Raw genomic sequence first — 17,983 nt, forward strand, 5'->3', positions numbered from 1 at the left:
TGCTCAGGGAAATTCCTTCGGGGATGGGCCTGAATGACATTGGGGTATGGTGTAATTGGCAGCACGAGTGTTTCTGGTACATTTAGTCTAGGTTCAAGTCCTGGTACCCCAGCGAACAGCATCGGGAGTATGACTCTGAGCTGTTTATTGGCCCCCGTCGTCTAGTGGCCTAGGACGCTGCCCTCTCAAGGCGGAAACGGCAGTTCGAACCTGCTCGGGGGTACGGTTGAGTCCCGCATCGAGGAATCGGTGTGGGGCTCGCTCTAATTCACGACCATTTTTCTGCAGATGCGCGAGCCTCCTTGAGCCTCGCGGGTCCGGATGTTTCTGAATCAGCTCGCTCTGAGTCACAGAGCTCGGCTTCGAAGCCGATCACTGCAACTCAGAGCGAATGCACTCAGGTCGAATGAACTCAGAGCGAATGCACTCAGAGAGATTGCTGAGCTGATTCAGCGTCCGAGGGAGTCCGCGATCCTCTTCGTGTTCTCCGCCGTCTTGACGTTGGCCACGATGAGCTCGAGGGCCAATCGGACGAAGATCACCCAGAGCGCGGGAATGATCCAGCCGAAGATGATCGCCAGCAGCAGCGGCCACGGACTGAAGCTCGGGCCATCGCCCAGATAACTGGTCGCCGCTCCTGCTGCTGCACCTGTGACGATTCCGCCGATGATGGATCCCAGCCAGGACAACGCAGCCACAACGATGGCGATGATGTAGATGAATCCCGCCCATCGCACGGCGATGAGATTATCGAAGCGGAAGTCGAAGAGCGACTTGAAGAAACCGCCGCTTCCGCCAGGCTTCTGCTGCGCTGCCGGCTGCTGGAAATTGCCCACCGGAGCGTGCTGGGAGCCGGCGTAATTGCCTTGGTTGTATGCAGCGTAGTCAGCATCCTGATGGTATTGACCCTGCTGGGCTGGCTGTCCATACTGAACGTACTGATTCTGTGGGTCGTACTGACCGCCTTGGTCGTACTGATCCTGAGGCGTGTACTGGCCGCTTTGGCCAAATTGCTGCTGCTGACCGAACTGGCTCTGCTGGCGGTACGGTTCCGACTGGCCGAACTGGGTCTGCTGGCTGTTGTACTGATCGCTCTGACTGAACTGATCTGCCTGGCTGTACTGATCGCTCTGACTGAACTGTGAGCCTTGGCCATACTGGGCAGTGCCAGCATGCGACTGGGGGTCACCTGGCTGTTCGCCGACAGCGGGTTCGTGAACCGTCTGTTCGCCGGCCGCGGGTTCCTGCGGCTGGTCCAGGTCAGGATCAGGCTGATCGCCCGGGATGTTCTGATTGTTCTCTGCATCCGAACCGGAGTACGGGTTCTGTGGTGTCGACATAATCTTCCTTCGCACGAGTTGAAGCCGATAGTCGCAACTTATCAGTGCAGGCTGACTTTGCAGCCAGAACTCTTAACGTAAGGAGACGGTCCATTCCGCGCTGAGTTCGCCCTGCGCTTCTATGACATCGAAATCCAAACCCGAGGCGAAGGCGTTGGGTGGGCACGTCATCGGTTCGATGGCAATGGCGCTGCGGCGAAGCGGCTGGTCGAGTTCGTCTCCGGTGCACAACTGCCAGGCCCGGAAACTCTCATCCATTCCGATGGTGACCGTCCTGTCGTCGGCTCCTCTCAACCTCACTCGCGACCACCCGTCGTCACCGCGCTGTGGTGTGCCGAAGGCGTCATCGAGGATCGCCGGGCCAAGAGTGCGCAGCGCGCGGAAGTCTTTGCAGAGGACGCAGGATGCTTCTTCGGGCCCGTGATCAGCGGGGATGTACGATCCGGTGTCGAAATGCCTGATCGTCTGGGGGATGAGTCTGTCATCGGTCTCGAACCAGGTTTCTGCCGGAACGAGCAGCTGTGCCTGATCAACTCGTTCCGCGCCTGGATGGATCCAGGGATGAAAGCCGAAACCGAAGGGGACGGTCTCGTGCCCGATGTTTCTCGCGACAGCCAGGATCCGGAGCTCGCCGCTGCCCTCGTATTCATTCGCACATTCGCCCTCGTCTTCACGCTCGACGAGGGCGTAGGTCACCTCAAGGGACAATTCAAAGGGATACCCCGGCGGGCCGGAGATGTCTGTTTCGAGCCGTACCGAGGCATCATTGCGTTGACTCACCTTCCAGGCGGTCTCGGCCACAAGACCATGCAGAGACGTTTCGCGTGAGACTTCGGTGATGGGCAACTGGTGGGAGCGGCCGTTGAAGTCATAGCGTCCATCGGCGATACGGTTCGGCCACGGTGCCAGCACGGCGCCATCGAAGGCGGACATCTGGACGACGACTGGACGATCCCCGACGGTATAGTCGAGCAGAGCTGCTCCGCTTGTGGAGACGACCGCGCTGTCGTCGCCCAGGGCGAGCTCGATGAGATCGGTCATGCGACTCCTGAGCAGGTGGTGAGCGGATATTCCGGTGTCCCAGAATTCTACGCGAGATCTGGGATCTCTCCCATGCGGATGTTAGCATTATGATCGAAAATGATCAGTTTTGGGAGGTCTGATGGGTCAGTGTAGCTTTTCTCAATTCCACCGACGAGCCGTTGAACTCGTGGGTGTCCGTTGAGCACACAGGTTCGTCGGAACACGCTTGCCGACGGCAGAGACATCCTTTTCTTCCAAGACGAAGATTCGACGGCGGCACCACCTGCCGAGGACCATCGCCCCGCAGAACCGCGTCCTACCGGCGGACAGCTGCGCTTCGACCTGCTCACCGGCGAGTGGGTGGCCGTGGCCACGCATCGCCAGTCGCGGACGCATCTTCCCGCCGCCGCCGAGTGCCCCCTCTGCCCCTCGGCACCCGGACGACCCACTGAGATCCCTGTCGCCGACTACGATGTCGTCGTCTTCGAGAATCGGTTCCCTTCGCTGGGGCCATCACTCGGAGCGGTGCCTGCCGATCCGAGGCAGAAATTCGCCGAGGCGGCCTCCGAATCCGCACTGACCGCCCCCGCCCATGGGCGCTGTGAGGTCGTCGTCTTCTCTTCCGAGCACGATGGATCGTTCGCCGACCTCGACCCGGCGCGTGCCCGCACGGTCATCGACGCCTGGGCGAATCGGAGCCGGGAGCTCGCTGCACAAGAGGGGATCGAGCAGGTCTTCGTGTTCGAGAATCGGGGTGAGGAGATCGGTGTGACGATGAACCACCCGCACGGCCAGATCTATGCCTATCCGTTCGTCACCCCGCACACCGTAATCACCTCGGCTCGAGCGGAGCAGCACAAGCGCGAGACCGGCCGGCCGCTGCTGGGCGACGTCCTCGACTTCGAACGCGGCTCGGGGGAGCGGATGGTCCTTGAGTCGGCATACTTCTCTGCTTTCGTGCCCTTTGCAGCTCGGTGGCCCGTCGAAGTCCACATCGTCCCGCATCGGCAGGTGCTGGGACTCGACGAACTCGACGATGCCGAACGCGACGACCTCGCTGGCATCTACCCCGAGGTGCTGCGAAGGATCGACAACCTGTATTCGACTCCCACCCCATACATCGCAGCTTGGCATCAGGCACCGGTCAACTGTGCGGACCGCTCGGCGGAGTGGATGCATCTCGAGATCACCAGCCCCAGACGTGCCGAGAGCAAGCTGAAGTTCCTCGCTGGATCCGAAGCGGCAATGGGAGCCTTCGTCGGCGACGTCTCCGCCGAAGAGACGGCTGCACGGTTGCGTGCGGCGTCGCCTGCGCTCGAAGACGGTCGCAGATGAGCGCGGCCACCCCTCCGACGGGCACTAACATGCGCCGCGAGTTCGAAGCGTTATTCGGCTATCCGCCGAATGACTGCTTCCGTGCTCCCGGGCGCGTGAATCTCATCGGAGAACACACCGACTACAACAACGGGTTCGTCCTTCCCATCGCCATTGACAGGGCTGTCCACGTGGCCATCGGCCTGCGTCCTTGGGGCCGGTCGGAGGATCATGAACACGGAACTGCGGCACCACCTCGGCGCGAGGAGAGCATCCGGATCGTCTCCGACCATCGCGACGAGTCGGGTGAGAGACTCGCAGGCCAGTTCACGGCCGAAGAACTGGTACCCGGAGCTCTGCCGAGCTGGCTCAGCCATCCGGCGGGTGTCGTCGATGAGATCGCCAAGACGACGGGCACAGTCGTCGGCGGCATCGACCTCTACATCGAATCGAGTGTCCCCGTAGGAGCCGGTCTGTCTTCGTCCCATGCGCTCGAGGTGGCGGTCCTCATCGCCGTCGACGAGATCTGCGGGCTCGGACTCGACGACCGAGAGAAGGCGCTGCTGACCCAGCGCGCCGAGAACGACTTCGTCGGCGCTCCAACCGGAATCGTCGATCAGGCGGCCTCGATCATGACCGAGGCTGGGCATGCACTCTTCCTCGACTGTCGGGACCTTCGGACTCGACAGATCCCCTTCGATCTCGAAGCCGAAGGGCTGCGGCTGCTCGTCATTGATACCCGCGTGTCCCACTCCCACAGCGAGAGCGGATACGGCGACCGGCGGCGCACCTGTGAGGAGGCCGCCAGGATCCTCGGAGCTGCGAGTCTGCGCGAATTGGATGAGAGCGTGGACCTTGGCCCACTCAACGAGGAGCAGAGGAAGCGGGTGCGGCACGTCTTCACTGAGAACGCCCGAGTCCGAGCCACCGTCGACCTTTTAAAGTCCGGCGGCGGGAGCCACAGCATTCGCGGAATCGGCGAACTCCTGCTTGCCTCCCACGACTCCCTCGCCCACGACTATGAGGTCTCGTGCACCGAACTCGACACCGCTGTCGCGGCAGTCATGTCGGCCGGTGCGATCGGAGCGCGGATGACCGGCGGCGGCTTCGGGGGTTCGGCGATTGCACTCGTTGACATTGCGAGTGTCGACCAGGTTGGCGAGGCAGTCCGAGCGACGTTCGCCGACCACGGATTCCGCAGGCCCGACATCTTCGCAGTCAGTCCGGGAAAGGGCGCGGGCAGAATCGCCTGACCCCGGGCAGAATCGCCTGACCCGAGGCGGAATCGACCGACCTGACCCAGCAGGAGAATCGGCCGACCAGGCAGGACATTCGGCCGACCAGGCAGCGAAAACGCCCGGCCGGACTAGGCGCGGGTCTCGCCGGTCTCGGCCACCTCGGTCGACTCATCGGCGATGATGCGAATCGGACGCAGCCTGGCCCAGGCGATGAAGAAGACCGCGGCGAGGATGAGGCTGATTCCCGTCCAGAGGTTGGCGTCGATTCCGCCGGTCCGCTCCGCCTCGTCGGGGGTGTAGTCGACAAGGCCTGCGATGGCGAGGATGACTCCGAAGATCCCCAGCAGCACGCCGATGAAATTTCGTATGTCGAAGGCACCTGCGGTCTTGGTCAGTTCATTGGCTTTGCTCATTGTTCTCACTTGCTCCTTCAGCCGAAGACCACGTTGAGGATGATGACGAGGACCAGGGCGACTCCCGCAACGGGCACCGGGCGTTTCCACATCGGGGGCTTCGGTTCACTGAGATCTTCGAAGTCGGTCTTCGGCGTCTCCGAATAGACGAGCCCTCGCAGTTCATGGGCAGGCTTGGGTGTGGTCCTGAAGGTGACGATCACCGAGAGGACGATATCGACGACGAACGCCGTGCTGGCGGCGAGGAACGCTGCGCCCTGACCGGGCAGGTCGAACACGCCGGTCTCGCTGAGGACGAATACCGCGACGGCCGATAGGGTGCCGCCGACCAGTCCGACCCAGCCGGCAGTCGGGCTCATGCGCTTCCAGAACATACCGAGGATGAAGGTGGCGAACAGCGGTGCGTTGAAGAAGCCGAACAGAGTCTGCAGGTAGTCCATGAGGTTGGCGAAGTTGCCGGCGATGAGGGCGGTGAAGATCGCGACGATGCAGGCGCCGACCGTGGCGTAGCGGCCGACCTTGAGGTAGTAGGCGTCGTCGCGGTCCTTGACCACGTACTGCTGCCACAGGTCATAGCTGAAGACGGTGTTGAACGCGGAGATGTTGGCGGCCATTCCGGCCATGAAGGCGGCGAGCAGGCCGGCGATGGCAACTCCGAGGAGACCATTGGGCAGAACCTCGCGCATGAGCAGCAGGAGCGCATCGTTGTAGGTCACTCCGGTCTGGGACTGGGCGGTCGCTTCGTCGACGCTGGACGCGATCTGCTTGAACTTCGTCATCTGGGTCACGAGGACCGCCGAGATCATTCCGGGAATGATGACGATGAACGGAATGAGCATCTTCGGGAAGGCGCCGAGGATCGGAGTCAGTCGTGCGGCATTGATGCTCTTCGAGGCCATGGCACGTTGGACCTCGACGAAGTTCGTCGTCCAGTAGCCGAAGGAGAGCACAAAACCGAGCCCGAATACGATCCCGACCACCGAGAGCACCGGGTTGGAGAACCCGGAGAGCTGCTCTCCCGGCCAGCTGCTCAGCTGCTCGGCCCCGAGCATGCCGTCGTTGCTGACCTTCGCCACGAGACCGTCCCAACCGCCCACCCGATTGAGGCCGATGATCGTCAGCGGCAGCAGGGCCGCGACGATGACGAAGAACTGGAGCACCTCATTGTAGATGGCAGCGGTCAGCCCGCCGAGCGTGATGTAGGACAGGACGATGGCGGCAGCGACGACCAGGGCGATCCACAGCGGCCAACCGAGGAGACGATTGACGATCGTGCCGAGGAGGAAGAGGTTGACGCCGGCGATGAGGATCTGTGCGACGGCGAAGGACAGCGCGTTGACGAGGTGGGCGCCAGTGCCGAAACGTCTGCGCATGAACTCGGGAACGGACCGGACCTTCGAACCGTAGTAGAAGGGCATCATGACCACACCGAGGAAGAGCATCGCCGGGACCGCGCCGATCCAGAAATAGTGCATCGTCGGCATGCCGTATTGGGCGCCGGTGGCCGACATCCCCATGATCTCTACGGCACCGAGGTTCGCCGAGACGAAGGCCAAGGCCGTCACCCACGCCGGAAGGCTGCGCCCGGAGAGAAGGAATTCGATGCTCGAGGAGATGCCGCGCTTGGCGAACCAGCCGATTCCGAGGACGAATACGAAGTAGATCGCGATCAGCAGATAGTCGATCCATTGAGCGTCCAGGCGGATGTCTTCCAAGGTTCCTCCAACGTCTTCGGTGAATGGCTCCTTGTGATCAAAGCCACCTCAAACGGATACTCTAGAGGACGGATCGACCGATCTCCAGTGATCGAACATGAAAAGTTTTGATTGTTTATGATCGCTCGCCTGTGGGCAGGGGATTCTCCCCCTGCCCTCGGCGTGTCGGAGATACCCGCGACCTCGCCTCCGCGTCTGCGCTCACGCTCCTTTGCCTGGACCCGCGAGAGGAGGAGCTTTGCGACCGCGACGACGATCACGACGGCCTGGATCATCTGCGTGACGGAGTCCGCAACACTGTGGGGGACGAAAAGGTGGAGACGATGAGCTGCAAGAGCAGTGCGCCTCCGACGGTGCCGAGGACTCTGACGCGGCCGCCGTTGAGCGCCGTTCAGCCAGATCGAGAGGTCGAGAGGCTCCGGCTCGCCCGGCGCGGGTCGTCGGTCAGCTCGCCGAGGTGGTGGTGACCTCGACATCGACGCCTGCGGTGCGCAGTGCATCCAGCTCGGAGCCGTCGCTGCCGGAGTCCGTGATCAGATGGTCGATCTCCTCCGTGGGGACCGTGAGCACCGAGGAGCGCAGGCCGACCTTCGTGTGGTCGACGAGTGCGGTGACCTGTCCGGCGCCGGCGGCCATGGCTCGGTCGGTGTCGGCGACAGGAAATGCAGGGGTGGAGAGGCCGAAGTCCGCGGCCAGCCCGTTGCCCGAGAGGAATACCGTGTCCGCCCTCAGGCCGAGGAGCGCTGAGACCGTGCCGCCGCCGACGAAGGCTCGAATCGAGTGTCGCAGAATTCCACCGACGACGATGACTTCGACGTCGGGGGAGGAGACCATCGCCTCGGCGACGAGGAGGGAATTGGTGACGATGCGGATGCCCGAGCGATCGCTGAGCTCCTTGGCCAGCAGCTCGGTCGTGGTGCCGGGGCCCAGGGCCACGACGTCGCCGTTGCGCACATGTTTGGCTGCGGCCCGCGCAATCGCAGTCTTCTCAGCCAGTGCCTGCTCGAGCTTCTCTGCATACGTCGATTCGCGGGCGCTGGAGAAGGCGACCGCGCCTCCGTGGGTGCGGGTCAGGCGCCCTTCATCGGCGAGCTGATCGAGATCGCGACGGACCGTCACCGCTGAGGTGCTCAGCAGATCCGAAAGGGCGGCGATGGAGACCGCGCCGTCTCGTTCGATCGTCTCGATGATCACGTTTCGTCTTTGGGCGGCGATCATGGGGTTGTCCTCAGCCTCTGATGAGAGCTTCGCTCAAGGTCCGGGCCGCTTCGATGATGGACTTCGCGTGCAGACGTCCCGGTTGACGTGTCAGGCGGTCAACGGGGCCGGAGATCGACACAGCGGCCACGACGCGATTGCTGGGTCCGCGCACGGGGGCTGAGACGGAGGCGACTCCTCGTTCACGTTCGGCGATCGACTGCGCCCAGCCTCGGCGACGGACGCCGGAGAGCATGGTGGCGGAGAAGCGGGCACCGCGCAGACCGGTGTGCAGACGGTCGGGTTCCTCCCAGGCCAGCAGCACCTGGGCGGCGGAACCCGCGCGCATGCTCAGGGTGGCACCGATCGGCACCGAGTCGCGCAGGCCGACAGGGCGTTCGGCGGCGGCCACGCACAGTCGCAGGTCGCCTTGGCGGCGGAAGAGCTGGGCGGACTCGCCGGTCTGGTCGCGCAGCTGGCCGAGCACCGGTCCAGCCGCGGCGAGCAGGCGGTCCTCGCCGGCGGCCGAGGAGAGTTCGGCCAGACGTGGGCCGAGGACGAAGCGACCCTGCAGATCACGTCCGACGATGCGATGGAATTCGAGCGCAACGGCCAGACGGTGGGCAGTGGGTCGGGCGAGTCCGGTCAGTGAGACCAGCTCGGCCAGTGACGCGGGCCCAGCCTCAAGGGCGGAGAGAACCATTGCGGCCTTGTCGATGACTCCGACGCCGCTACCATTGCTTGTCATAGACACTATTGTGCGCGTCTCAGTGGGCGAGATGCAAGTTCGAAATGCGATACGGGCGAGTAGGTTTCCTATACGAACTCGTTGAGCGCACATCGCGCACTCGTCGAGCGCTCAAGTCGAATGTCACCCACGCCCGAACACGGGCCGTCACAGCAGTAAGCACGTACAGGCAATCCCTGTACCAGCGGGAGGAATCATGCCACGCACTTTGGCCGAGAAGGTCTGGGCCGACCACGTCGTATCCCTGGGCGAAGACGGTGCGCCCGACCTCATCTACATCGATCTCCACCTCGTCCACGAGGTCACCAGCCCGCAGGCATTCGATGGTCTCCGACTCGCCGGGCGCCAGGTGCGCCGCCCCGACCTGACGATCGCCACGGAGGATCACAACACTCCGACCTGGGACATCGACAAGCCCATCGCCGAGCCCACCTCTGCCACACAGATCGAAACCCTGCGGCAGAATACGAAGGAATTCGGGATCCGGCTGCACAGCCTCGGCGATGCCGACCAGGGAATCGTCCACGTCGTGGGCCCACAGTTGGGCCTGACCCAGCCGGGGACCACCGTCGTCTGCGGCGACTCGCACACATCCACTCACGGCGCCTTCGGTGCCCTGGCACTGGGCATCGGCACCTCAGAGGTCGAGCACGTGCTCGCTACTCAGACGTTGAGCCTCAAGGCCTTCAAGACGATGTCGATCACCGTCGACGGCGAACTGCCCGAAGGCTCGAGCGCCAAGGACATCATCCTTGCCATCATCGCGAAGATCGGCACCGGCGGCGGGCAGGGCTACGTGCTCGAATACCGCGGTTCGGCGATTCGCGCGCTGTCGATGGAAGCACGGATGACCATCTGCAACATGTCGATCGAGGCCGGAGCCCGCGCAGGCATGGTCGCCCCGGACGAGACCACCTTCGACTACGTCAAAGGCCGTCCGCACGCACCCGAGGGCGAAGACTGGGACGCCGCGGTCGACTACTGGAAGACCCTGTACACCGACGAAGGTGCCACCTTCGACCATGAGGTCGTCCTCGAGGCCAAGGACATCGAACCGTTCGTGACCTGGGGAACCAACCCGGGCCAGGGACTGCCGCTGTCGGCCTCAGTGCCCTCACCCGATGACTTCGCCGACGAGAACGACAAGGCATCGGCCGCCAACGCTCTGGCCTACATGGGTCTGACGCCGGGCACCCCGCTGCGTGAGATCGAAGTCGACACCGTGTTCCTCGGTTCGTGCACGAACTCACGCATCGAAGACCTGCGTGCCGCCGCCGAGGTGGTCCGCGGCCGGAAGAAGGCCGAGAACGTCCGCTTCATGGTCGTTCCCGGATCGGCGAAGGTTCGCCTGCAGGCCGAGGACGAGGGCCTCGACGTGATCTTCAAAGACTTCGGAGGTGAGTGGCGCTTCGCTGGCTGCTCGATGTGCCTGGGCATGAACCCGGACCAACTGGCCGACGGTGAGCGCTGTGCCTCGACCTCGAACCGCAACTTCGAGGGCCGTCAGGGCAAGGGCGGGCGCACCCACCTGGTGTCCCCGCTCGTGGCCGCGGCCACCGCCGTGCGCGGGACGCTGTCCTCGCCCGGTGACGTCAAGGACCTCCCACGCGACGCCGAACCGGTGGCGTGGACGGACAATAAGCCCACCTTGACACTGACACCGACCCCCACCTCGGCGAACGCTTAAGGACTGACGACTGATGGAAGCTTTCAGCACACATACCGGCATCGGCGTCCCGCTGCGTCGCGCCAACATCGACACCGACCAGATCATCCCGGCGAAGTTCCTCAAGCGGGTCACCCGCACCGGATTCGAAGACGCGCTGTTCTACCGGTGGCGGACGAATGACGACTTCGTCCTCAACGACCCCGACTTCTCGGCCGGCTCCGTCCTCGTGGCCGGACCTGATTTCGGCACCGGCTCATCGCGTGAACACGCCGTGTGGGCACTGAAGGACTACGGTTTCCGCGTCGTCCTCTCCTCGCGCTTCGGCGACATCTTCCGAGGCAACTCCGGCAAAGAGGGTCTCCTGGCAGCTCAGCTGGAACAGGACGACATCGAATTGATCTGGAAGATCCTGGAGAACCACCCGGGCACCCCGATCACCGTGGACCTGAACGCGAAGACCGTGACCTGCGATTCGGTCACAGTGACGTTCCAGATCGATGACTACACGCGCTGGCGCCTCCTCGAGGGCCATGACGACATCAGCCTGACCCTGGCCAAGGAATCCGAGATCTCCGATTTCGAGTCCAATCGGGCGACGTTCAAGCCGACGACTCTGCCCGCGAAGGTCTGAACTTTCCGCAGCGAAAGTCTGAGGCTTTCTCAGTGAGAGTCTGAACCCTTCTCAGTGAAGGCTCGAATCGTCGAACGCGACGGTCTGAGAGCCGTGACACAGAGGACCCACGCCGCGTCTGCGCTAGTCTTGGACGAGTCCGGACTAGTCTGGGCCACGTCCGGATCCTACCGGGTGCAAGTGTGACGCAGGGAGGAACATGCTCGAAGTTCGCGGCGGTAATCCGTTAGGTGGAACCGTCCAGGTCAGAGGTGCCAAGAACTTGGTTCCCAAGGCCATGGTCGCCTCATTGTTGGGAGAGACGCCCTCCGTCCTGCGCGGGGTGCCGCAGATCAGGGACGTTGAGATCGTCACCGGTCTGCTCGAGCTCCATGGGGTTCGGGTCACGCCCGGGGTCGATGGACAGCAGTCCGACGGTGAACTTCACTTGGATCCCTCCGATATGGCACAGGGATCGATCGTCGACATCGACGCACACGCCGGTTCCTCACGGATCCCGATCCTCTTCTGCGGACCTCTCCTGCACAGCCTGGGCCAAGCGTTCATCCCGGATCTTGGCGGCTGCCACATCGGCGATCGTCCCATCAACTTCCACCTCGATGTGCTGCGGCAGTTCGGTGCCGAGGTCGACAAGACCTCCGGCGGCATCATGCTCACCACCCGGGGACGACTCCAGGGCACGAAGGTCGAACTGCCCTTTCCCTCTGTGGGTGCCACAGAGCAGGTTCTGCTGACCGCGGTCCGCGCCGAAGGTGTGACCGAGCTGCGCAATGCGGCCATCGAACCCGAGATCATGGATCTCATCGCCCTGCTCCAGAAGATGGGCGCCATCATCACCGTCGACACCGACCGTGTGGTGCGCATCGAGGGCGTGGACACCCTGCGCGGCTTCATCCACCGCGCACTGCCGGACCGCAATGAGACCGCCTCGTGGGCCTCGGCTGCGCTGGCCACCGGCGGAGACATCTTCGTCGAAGGTGCCTCCCAACCCGAGCTCATCACCTTCCTCAACGTCTTCCGCCGCATCGGCGGCGAATTCGAGGTCGAGGAGACTGGGATCCGCTTCCGCCACCCAGGTGGCAGGCTCACGTCCTTCGCCCTGGAGACCGACGTGCACCCGGGCTTCATGACCGATTGGCAGCAGCCGCTCGTCGTTGCCATGACCCAGGCCGAGGGCTTGTCTATCATCCACGAGACCGTGTACGAGAACCGTTTCGGCTTCACCCACGCTCTCGGTGAGATGGGCGCCCAGATCCAGCTCTACCGCGAATGCCTCGGTGGTACACCCTGCCGCTTCGGGCGCCGCAACTACCAGCATTCGGCCGTGGTCTCCGGGCCTACCGAACTCACCGGAACACGCATCGACGTGCCCGATCTGCGCGGTGGGTTCAGCCACCTCATCGCAGCCCTGGCGGCACGCGGCACCAGCCAGGTCCACGGCATCGAGCTCATCAACCGCGGATACGAGAACTTCCTCGACAAGCTTCTCGGTCTCGGGGCCGAGGTGGCCGCATGAGTGCGGTGACCGAGCCGGACTCGAATGATCACGACCTCGTCTCCTTCGACCCCGCCTCAGTGCGTGCTCAGAACCGGGCCGGCACCATCGCCGCCACTGCTGCCTTCGGTCTCATGCGCACGGCCACGAAGATGACGGTGACGGGGGCTGAACATCTGCCGGCGCAGGGCAAGGCCGCCATCATCGCCGCCTACCATGCGAACCACCTCGACCCGATCCTCGTGGGCCTGGCTCTCAAACGTCACGGCCGGATGCCGCATTTCCTGGCGAAGTCATCTCTGTTCTCCGGCGTTCTCGGAACGATCCTCAAGACGATCGGCCAGATCCCCGTGCTGCGAGCCTCGGGACAGGCCGGGGACTCGCTCGAATACGCCAAAGATGCTTTGGCCAACGGCCAGACCGTGGTCATCTACCCCGAGGGAACCTTGACCAAGGACCCGGACTTCTGGCCCCAGCACTTCAAATCCGGCACTGCACGGCTCGCCCTTGAAACCGGGGCACCGATCATTCCCGTCGCCCACTGGGGGCTCAACGGAATCTATCCGCGCGGATCTCGGCTGCCGAGGTTCAAACCTCTGAGCCACAGCTGCGTCGTCAGGTTCGGGCCTTCCCTCGACTACGAGGACCTGTGGCCCCACCGCGAAGAGAAGAGGGCCAAGACGGTGCTCACCCACCGTCTGACGAACATCATTGCAGCGATGGTCGGCGAGCTTTCGAATCGTGAGCTGCCGGCGAGATTCCACAACAAGGAGGTCGGCGAATGAGCGTCGAGAAGACCGCAGTGCTGGGCGCCGGATCATGGGGGACAACCTATGCCGCCGTCGTCGCCGACGCTGGATTCCCCGTCACCCTCTGGGCTCGCCGGTCCGAGGTCGCCGAGGAGATCACCTCCTCACACACCAATGAACGGTACCTGGGCGACCGGGTCCTGCCTGAGCTGCTGAGCGCGACCGCCGATGACATCGCCGCCGTCGCAGACGCCGAGGTCATCATCCTCGCCGTTCCCGCGCAGACCCTGAGGGAGAACCTGAGCCGGTGGAAGCCGCACCTGCGCCCAGGCGTGAAGCTCGTGAGCCTGATGAAGGGCATCGAGGTCGACACGGGCAAACGCATGTCCGAGGTCATCGCTGAGGTCGCCGAGGTGGACTCGACCCAGATCGCGGTCGTCTCCGGCCCGAACCTGGCCCGTGAGATCGCCGATCGTCAGCCCACAGCCACCGTCGTGGCCTCGGAGAGCATCGAGACCGCCGAGGTGGTCGCTGAGATCAGCGCGAACGGCTACTTCCGGCCCTATACCAACACCGACGTCGTCGGCGTCGAGATGGGCGGTGCCGTGAAGAACGTCATCGCCCTGGCAGTCGGCATCGCCGACGGTCAGAAGCTCGGCGACAACTCGAAGGCCTCGATCATCACCCGCGGCTTGGCTGAGACCTCTCGTCTGGCCGCTGCCATGGGTGCCCAGCCGCACACACTCTCGGGGCTGGCCGGACTCGGCGACCTCGTCGCCACATGTGCCTCGCCACTGTCGCGCAACCGGACATTCGGGCGCCACCTCGGCGAGGGCATGAGCCTGGATGATGTCATCGCTCACACTTCTCAGACCGCTGAGGGAGTGAAATCGGCGCCCGCCATCCTGGCCTTGGGACGCAGGTACTCGGTCGACCTGCCGATCACCGAAGCCGTGTGTGCGGTCCTCGGAGGACAGCTGAGGGTTGACGAACTCGCCGGTTTGCTGTTGTCTCGGAAGCGTAAGCACGAGGGACCACCCGCCTGAGCAACTCAGGCTGTCCGGCACCACATCGCACGACCACTACATCGCACGACAAGGAGCAGACATGAGCGTCAACTCACCGTTTTACAACCTTTCCGAAGTTCCGACATTCACTCTCACCAGCACGGACATCGAGAACGGGGGCGAACTGAGCGGACCGCAGCTCTCGGGTGCGATGGGCGTCGACGGCGGCCAGGACGTCTCCCCGCAGCTGTCCTGGTCGGGATTCCCCGAAGAGACCAAGGCCTTCGCCGTGACCTGCTACGACCCGGATGCACCCACCGGCTCCGGTTTCTGGCACTGGGTCGTGACCGACCTCGACGCGTCGACGACCAGCCTGCCCGCCAACGCCGGCGATCCCTCGGCGGACCTTCTGCCTGCTGGAACAGTGACCCTGCGCAACGATGCAGGCGAACCTCGCTTCGTCGGTGCCGCCCCACCACAGGGCCACGGACCGCACCGTTACTTCTTCATCGTCACAGCACTGGCGGAGCCGCTTGGCCTCGACGAATCCGCCTCACCGGCCTTCGCCGGGTTCAACATGTTCTTCAAAGGCATCGCCCGTGCATCCCTGGAATGCACGTTCGAGCTCAAGTGAGTTAGAGTTTTCCAGTCCGTACAAACGGTCACGCGCGCTAACGACCAAGGATTTCTATGCCTGAATCTGATCACCGGCCACTCGTCGCAGTCCTCTTCGGCGGACGATCGAGCGAACACGCCGTCAGCTGCGTCACTGCAGCCGGGGTCATCCAGGCCATCGACACCGACGCCTACCGTGTTCTGCCGATCGGCATCACAAAGTCCGGCGTGTGGCGCATCGTCGAAGACTGGTCGACGATGGCCTTCGACCCGGCCGATATGCCCGAGGTCGTTGACAACGGAACCGAGGTCATCCCACCGGTCTCCGCGCAGGGCTCACCTCTGCTGCAGCGGGACGCCGAGGGGCGGTACACCGAACTCGGATCCGTCGATGTCTACTTCCCTCTCCTGCACGGTCAGTACGGGGAAGACGGAACCTTGCAAGGCCTGTTCGAACTCAGCGACACGGCCTACGTCGGCTCCGGGGTCTTCGCTTCGGCGGCGAGCATGGACAAGCACTACACGAAGTCCCTCATGGCCCACGCCGGAATTCCGACGTGCCCCTGGGAGCTCGTGACCGAAACCATGTGGGAATCAGAGCAGGCCGACGCCGAGGCTCGGATCACCGGACTTGGTCTGCCCGTATTCGTCAAACCTGCACGGGCAGGATCGTCCATGGGAGTCAGCCGCGTCGAGTCCGCCGCGGGTCTGGATCAGGCACTGCGCTCTGCCTTCGAGCATGACTCCAAGGTCATCGTCGAACCACAGGTCGTCGGCCGTGAGATCGAGTGCGCGGTGCTCGGCTCGGTTCACGACCGTGAGGTCCGCGTCTCGTTCCCCGGAGAGATCGAAGTCTCCGGCGAGCACTCCTTCTATGACTTCGAGGCCAAATACCTCAACCTCGCCGATGCGCAGCTGACCTGTCCGGCGCGCGTCGATGAGAAGACGACGGCCCGGATCCAGGAACTCTCAGCCCAGGTCTTCCGGCTCTTCGACTGCACAGGACTCTCACGAGTCGATACCTTCGTCACAGATGCCGGTGACGTCCTCATCAACGAGATCAACACGCTCCCGGGGTTCACCCCCACCTCGGCGTACCCGTTCATGTGGTCGAACTCGGGCATCGAGTACCCGGCGCTCATCTCAGAGCTCATCACCATCGCCCTGGTCGACCACGCCCGCACCCACTGAGTCCCGAGCCGCGAACGCGCTGAGTTCACCTGCAACCCTGAGCGCACCTGCTCAGCTGTCGAGGTCTTGGGCTCCCACACACTTGGCCTCAGACTTCACAGCAGTCAGCGCCGGTGAGATCGCTGCGAGTACATTATTGCCCGATTCCGCCTTGCGGTTGACGAGGACCTCGACTGCGGGGGTGCGACCGTAGCTGGTGAAGACCCATGTGTCCTCCTCCTCGGAAGCCTTGGAGATCCAGTCGACGCTGCTCACGCTCACGCACTGATCGGTGGTTGGTCCGGGTGGGGTGACCCCGCAGCGGACCACTGCGATGTTGGGATCTCCCCACGCCTTCGTACCTTGGGAGGATGTCGTGCGTGACTTCTCGCCGGCGATGTCATCGGGCATACGCAGCATGATGTCGGCGCAGTCGGGATTCTGTGCGTCCTGAGCAGGCTCGACGACGACCGTGCGCTCACACCCTGCCAGGCTGATACCGGCCACCACAGTGGCGATGGCGGCCAGGCCGATGGTGCGCGCCTTCCGAAGCGTAGGTCGAGGCGACGGGCGGAGGCGACGAGATCTCATACAACTACCGTATCTCCCGATAACCTTGAGCAATGACCCGACTGTCCGAACTTGGCGAATCACACGTGCTCGAACGCATCCTCTCTCACAATCACAGCGGCTCGCAGGTGATCATCGGACCCGGAGATGATGCCGCGGTGACCGCGGTGGACGGCAACCTGGTGTCGACCGCGGACATGCTCGTGGAGAACGAGGACTTCACCCGTGCCTGGCTCGACTGGGGCAGGCTCGGGATCAAAGCCGCAGCACAGAACCTCTCCGATGTGTGCGTCATGGGCGCCAGACCTCATGGGCTGCTGGTGTCGCTGGCCGTGCCGAACTCGACCGAGATTGAGGACCTCGAAGCGCTCTTCGCCGGGATCGTCGCCGAGGCGGGGCGTGCCGGTGAGGACCTGGGCTGCGAGATCCCGATCATCGGCGGAGACCTCTCGTCCTCGGGCCTCATCGTCATCGCGATCACCGCTTTGGGCACCGTCGCCGATCATGCAGCGATCACCCGCTCAGATGCGCGGCCGGGCGACTCGATCTACCTGGCAGGGACCATCGGACGCGCCGCAGCCGGATTGGATCTCCTCTTCGCCGGTGTCGACGGGGATGCTGAACTCGATGAGAGCCTCACGTCGCTCATCACCACCCAACTGGCTCCACAGCCGGACTATGCGGCTGTCCTGCAGATGGGAGCGGCCTCGGCGATGATCGATGTCTCCGATGGGCTGAGCACGGACGTGGGACGGATCGCGTCGGCCTCGGGAGTCCACGCTCGCATCGACCGCGCCTCACTCCAAGAGCTCATCGATGAGCTGCTGCCTGCCGCACGGCACCTGGCGGGCGCCATCGAGGGTGCCCAGTCAGGCGAAGGGACCGCACAGGCTGCCGCAGAGGCCGAGGAGTTGGCGTTGGCCTGGGTGCTCAACGGGGGAGAGGACCATGGCTTCGTCGCGTCGTCGGCGCAGTTCGACAGACCTCCGGTAGGCTGGCGGAGAATCGGAGAGATGAGAGTCGGCAACGGGGTCAGTCTCGACGGCGCACCGGTGCCGACGAGCGGCTTCAGCCATTTCGGGAAGTGAC

17 protein-coding genes and 2 tRNA genes are annotated in these 17,983 nt (G+C 63.8%); 12 read left to right on the plus strand and 7 right to left on the minus strand.

Going from position 1 to position 17,983, the window contains the following annotated elements; all coding sequences use genetic code 11:
* Window positions 1-40 precede the first annotated feature (40 nt).
* Window positions 41-112 (plus strand) — tRNA-Gln (locus tag FO013_RS10240).
* 38 nt (window positions 113-150) lie between these two features.
* Window positions 151-223 (plus strand) — tRNA-Glu (locus tag FO013_RS10245).
* Window positions 224-449: 226 nt separating this feature from the next.
* Here the strand turns inward: FO013_RS10245 and FO013_RS10250 are convergent.
* On the minus strand, window positions 450-1,340 hold the full coding sequence (locus tag FO013_RS10250; RefSeq protein WP_143922458.1) for a DUF4282 domain-containing protein: 891 nt from the start codon (window positions 1,338-1,340) through the stop codon (window positions 450-452).
* A 72-nt stretch (window positions 1,341-1,412) separates the two neighbouring features.
* Window positions 1,413-2,381 (minus strand): aldose 1-epimerase family protein, encoded by a 969-nt coding sequence (locus FO013_RS10255; protein WP_143922459.1) that lies wholly within the window; start codon window positions 2,379-2,381, stop codon window positions 1,413-1,415.
* 180 nt (window positions 2,382-2,561) lie between these two features.
* Here FO013_RS10255 and galT point away from each other — a divergent pair, with 180 nt between their 5' ends.
* Together galT and galK are read left to right on the plus strand one after the other, a co-directional pair.
* Window positions 2,562-3,698, plus strand: coding sequence for a galactose-1-phosphate uridylyltransferase (galT, locus tag FO013_RS10260; protein WP_143922460.1), 1,137 nt, complete (start codon window positions 2,562-2,564; stop codon window positions 3,696-3,698).
* Window positions 3,695-4,930: a galactokinase gene (galK, locus tag FO013_RS10265; RefSeq protein WP_143922461.1), complete on the plus strand. Its 1,236-nt coding sequence runs from the start codon at window positions 3,695-3,697 to the stop codon at window positions 4,928-4,930. Before galT ends, galK begins: the two co-directional genes overlap by 4 nt.
* A gap of 113 nt (window positions 4,931-5,043) precedes the next feature.
* Here galK and FO013_RS10270 read toward each other — a convergent pair whose 3' ends face one another.
* The 4 genes from FO013_RS10270 to FO013_RS10285 all read right to left on the minus strand — a co-directional run bounded on the left by FO013_RS10270 (window position 5,044) and on the right by FO013_RS10285 (window position 8,988).
* Window positions 5,044-5,328, minus strand: a complete 285-nt coding sequence (locus FO013_RS10270; RefSeq protein WP_143922462.1) for a hypothetical protein — start codon at window positions 5,326-5,328, stop codon at window positions 5,044-5,046.
* A 17-nt stretch (window positions 5,329-5,345) separates the two neighbouring features.
* A complete protein-coding gene (locus tag FO013_RS10275) occupies window positions 5,346-7,043 on the minus strand; it encodes a sodium:solute symporter family protein (protein WP_143922463.1) in 1,698 nt (565 codons plus the stop codon).
* Between the two features lie 444 nt (window positions 7,044-7,487).
* The gene (locus FO013_RS10280; RefSeq protein ID WP_143922464.1) at window positions 7,488-8,261 is read right to left on the minus strand and encodes a DeoR/GlpR family DNA-binding transcription regulator; all 774 of its coding nucleotides are present in this window, start codon (window positions 8,259-8,261) and stop codon (window positions 7,488-7,490) included.
* Window positions 8,262-8,271: 10 nt separating this feature from the next.
* Window positions 8,272-8,988 (minus strand): IclR family transcriptional regulator, encoded by a 717-nt coding sequence (locus tag FO013_RS10285; protein ID WP_009882470.1) that lies wholly within the window; start codon window positions 8,986-8,988, stop codon window positions 8,272-8,274.
* Between the two features lie 196 nt (window positions 8,989-9,184).
* Here FO013_RS10285 and leuC point away from each other — a divergent pair, with 196 nt between their 5' ends.
* The 7 genes from leuC (at window position 9,185) to FO013_RS10320 (ending at window position 16,345) form a co-directional block, all read left to right on the plus strand.
* The gene (leuC, locus tag FO013_RS10290; protein WP_143922465.1) at window positions 9,185-10,675 is read left to right on the plus strand and encodes a 3-isopropylmalate dehydratase large subunit; all 1,491 of its coding nucleotides are present in this window, start codon (window positions 9,185-9,187) and stop codon (window positions 10,673-10,675) included.
* Window positions 10,676-10,688: 13 nt separating this feature from the next.
* Window positions 10,689-11,288: a 3-isopropylmalate dehydratase small subunit gene (gene leuD / locus FO013_RS10295; protein ID WP_143922466.1), complete on the plus strand. Its 600-nt coding sequence runs from the start codon at window positions 10,689-10,691 to the stop codon at window positions 11,286-11,288.
* Window positions 11,289-11,487: 199 nt separating this feature from the next.
* Window positions 11,488-12,804: a UDP-N-acetylglucosamine 1-carboxyvinyltransferase gene (murA, locus tag FO013_RS10300; protein WP_143922467.1), complete on the plus strand. Its 1,317-nt coding sequence runs from the start codon at window positions 11,488-11,490 to the stop codon at window positions 12,802-12,804.
* Entirely contained in the window at window positions 12,801-13,568 is a 768-nt protein-coding gene (locus FO013_RS10305; RefSeq protein ID WP_143922468.1) for a lysophospholipid acyltransferase family protein, read from the plus strand. The genes murA and FO013_RS10305 overlap by 4 nt, the downstream gene beginning before the upstream one ends.
* Window positions 13,565-14,578 (plus strand): NAD(P)H-dependent glycerol-3-phosphate dehydrogenase, encoded by a 1,014-nt coding sequence (locus FO013_RS10310; RefSeq protein WP_143922469.1) that lies wholly within the window; start codon window positions 13,565-13,567, stop codon window positions 14,576-14,578. Before FO013_RS10305 ends, FO013_RS10310 begins: the two co-directional genes overlap by 4 nt.
* A gap of 61 nt (window positions 14,579-14,639) precedes the next feature.
* Window positions 14,640-15,173, plus strand: coding sequence for a YbhB/YbcL family Raf kinase inhibitor-like protein (locus tag FO013_RS10315; RefSeq protein WP_143922470.1), 534 nt, complete (start codon window positions 14,640-14,642; stop codon window positions 15,171-15,173).
* A 56-nt stretch (window positions 15,174-15,229) separates the two neighbouring features.
* The gene (locus FO013_RS10320) at window positions 15,230-16,345 is read left to right on the plus strand and encodes a D-alanine--D-alanine ligase family protein (RefSeq protein WP_143922471.1); all 1,116 of its coding nucleotides are present in this window, start codon (window positions 15,230-15,232) and stop codon (window positions 16,343-16,345) included.
* A 51-nt stretch (window positions 16,346-16,396) separates the two neighbouring features.
* On the opposite strand, the gene FO013_RS10325 is transcribed toward FO013_RS10320, so the two are convergent.
* A complete protein-coding gene (locus FO013_RS10325; protein WP_260848088.1) occupies window positions 16,397-16,915 on the minus strand; it encodes a DUF3515 domain-containing protein in 519 nt (172 codons plus the stop codon).
* A 32-nt stretch (window positions 16,916-16,947) separates the two neighbouring features.
* On the opposite strand from FO013_RS10325, the gene thiL reads away from it, so the two are divergent.
* Window positions 16,948-17,982, plus strand: a complete 1,035-nt coding sequence (thiL, locus tag FO013_RS10330; protein WP_143922472.1) for a thiamine-phosphate kinase — start codon at window positions 16,948-16,950, stop codon at window positions 17,980-17,982.
* Window position 17,983 lies beyond the last annotated feature (1 nt).

Source organism: Brevibacterium aurantiacum, from assembly GCF_007558825.1.
In the GTDB taxonomy this organism is placed as follows: Bacteria; Actinomycetota; Actinomycetes; order Actinomycetales; family Brevibacteriaceae; genus Brevibacterium; species Brevibacterium aurantiacum_A.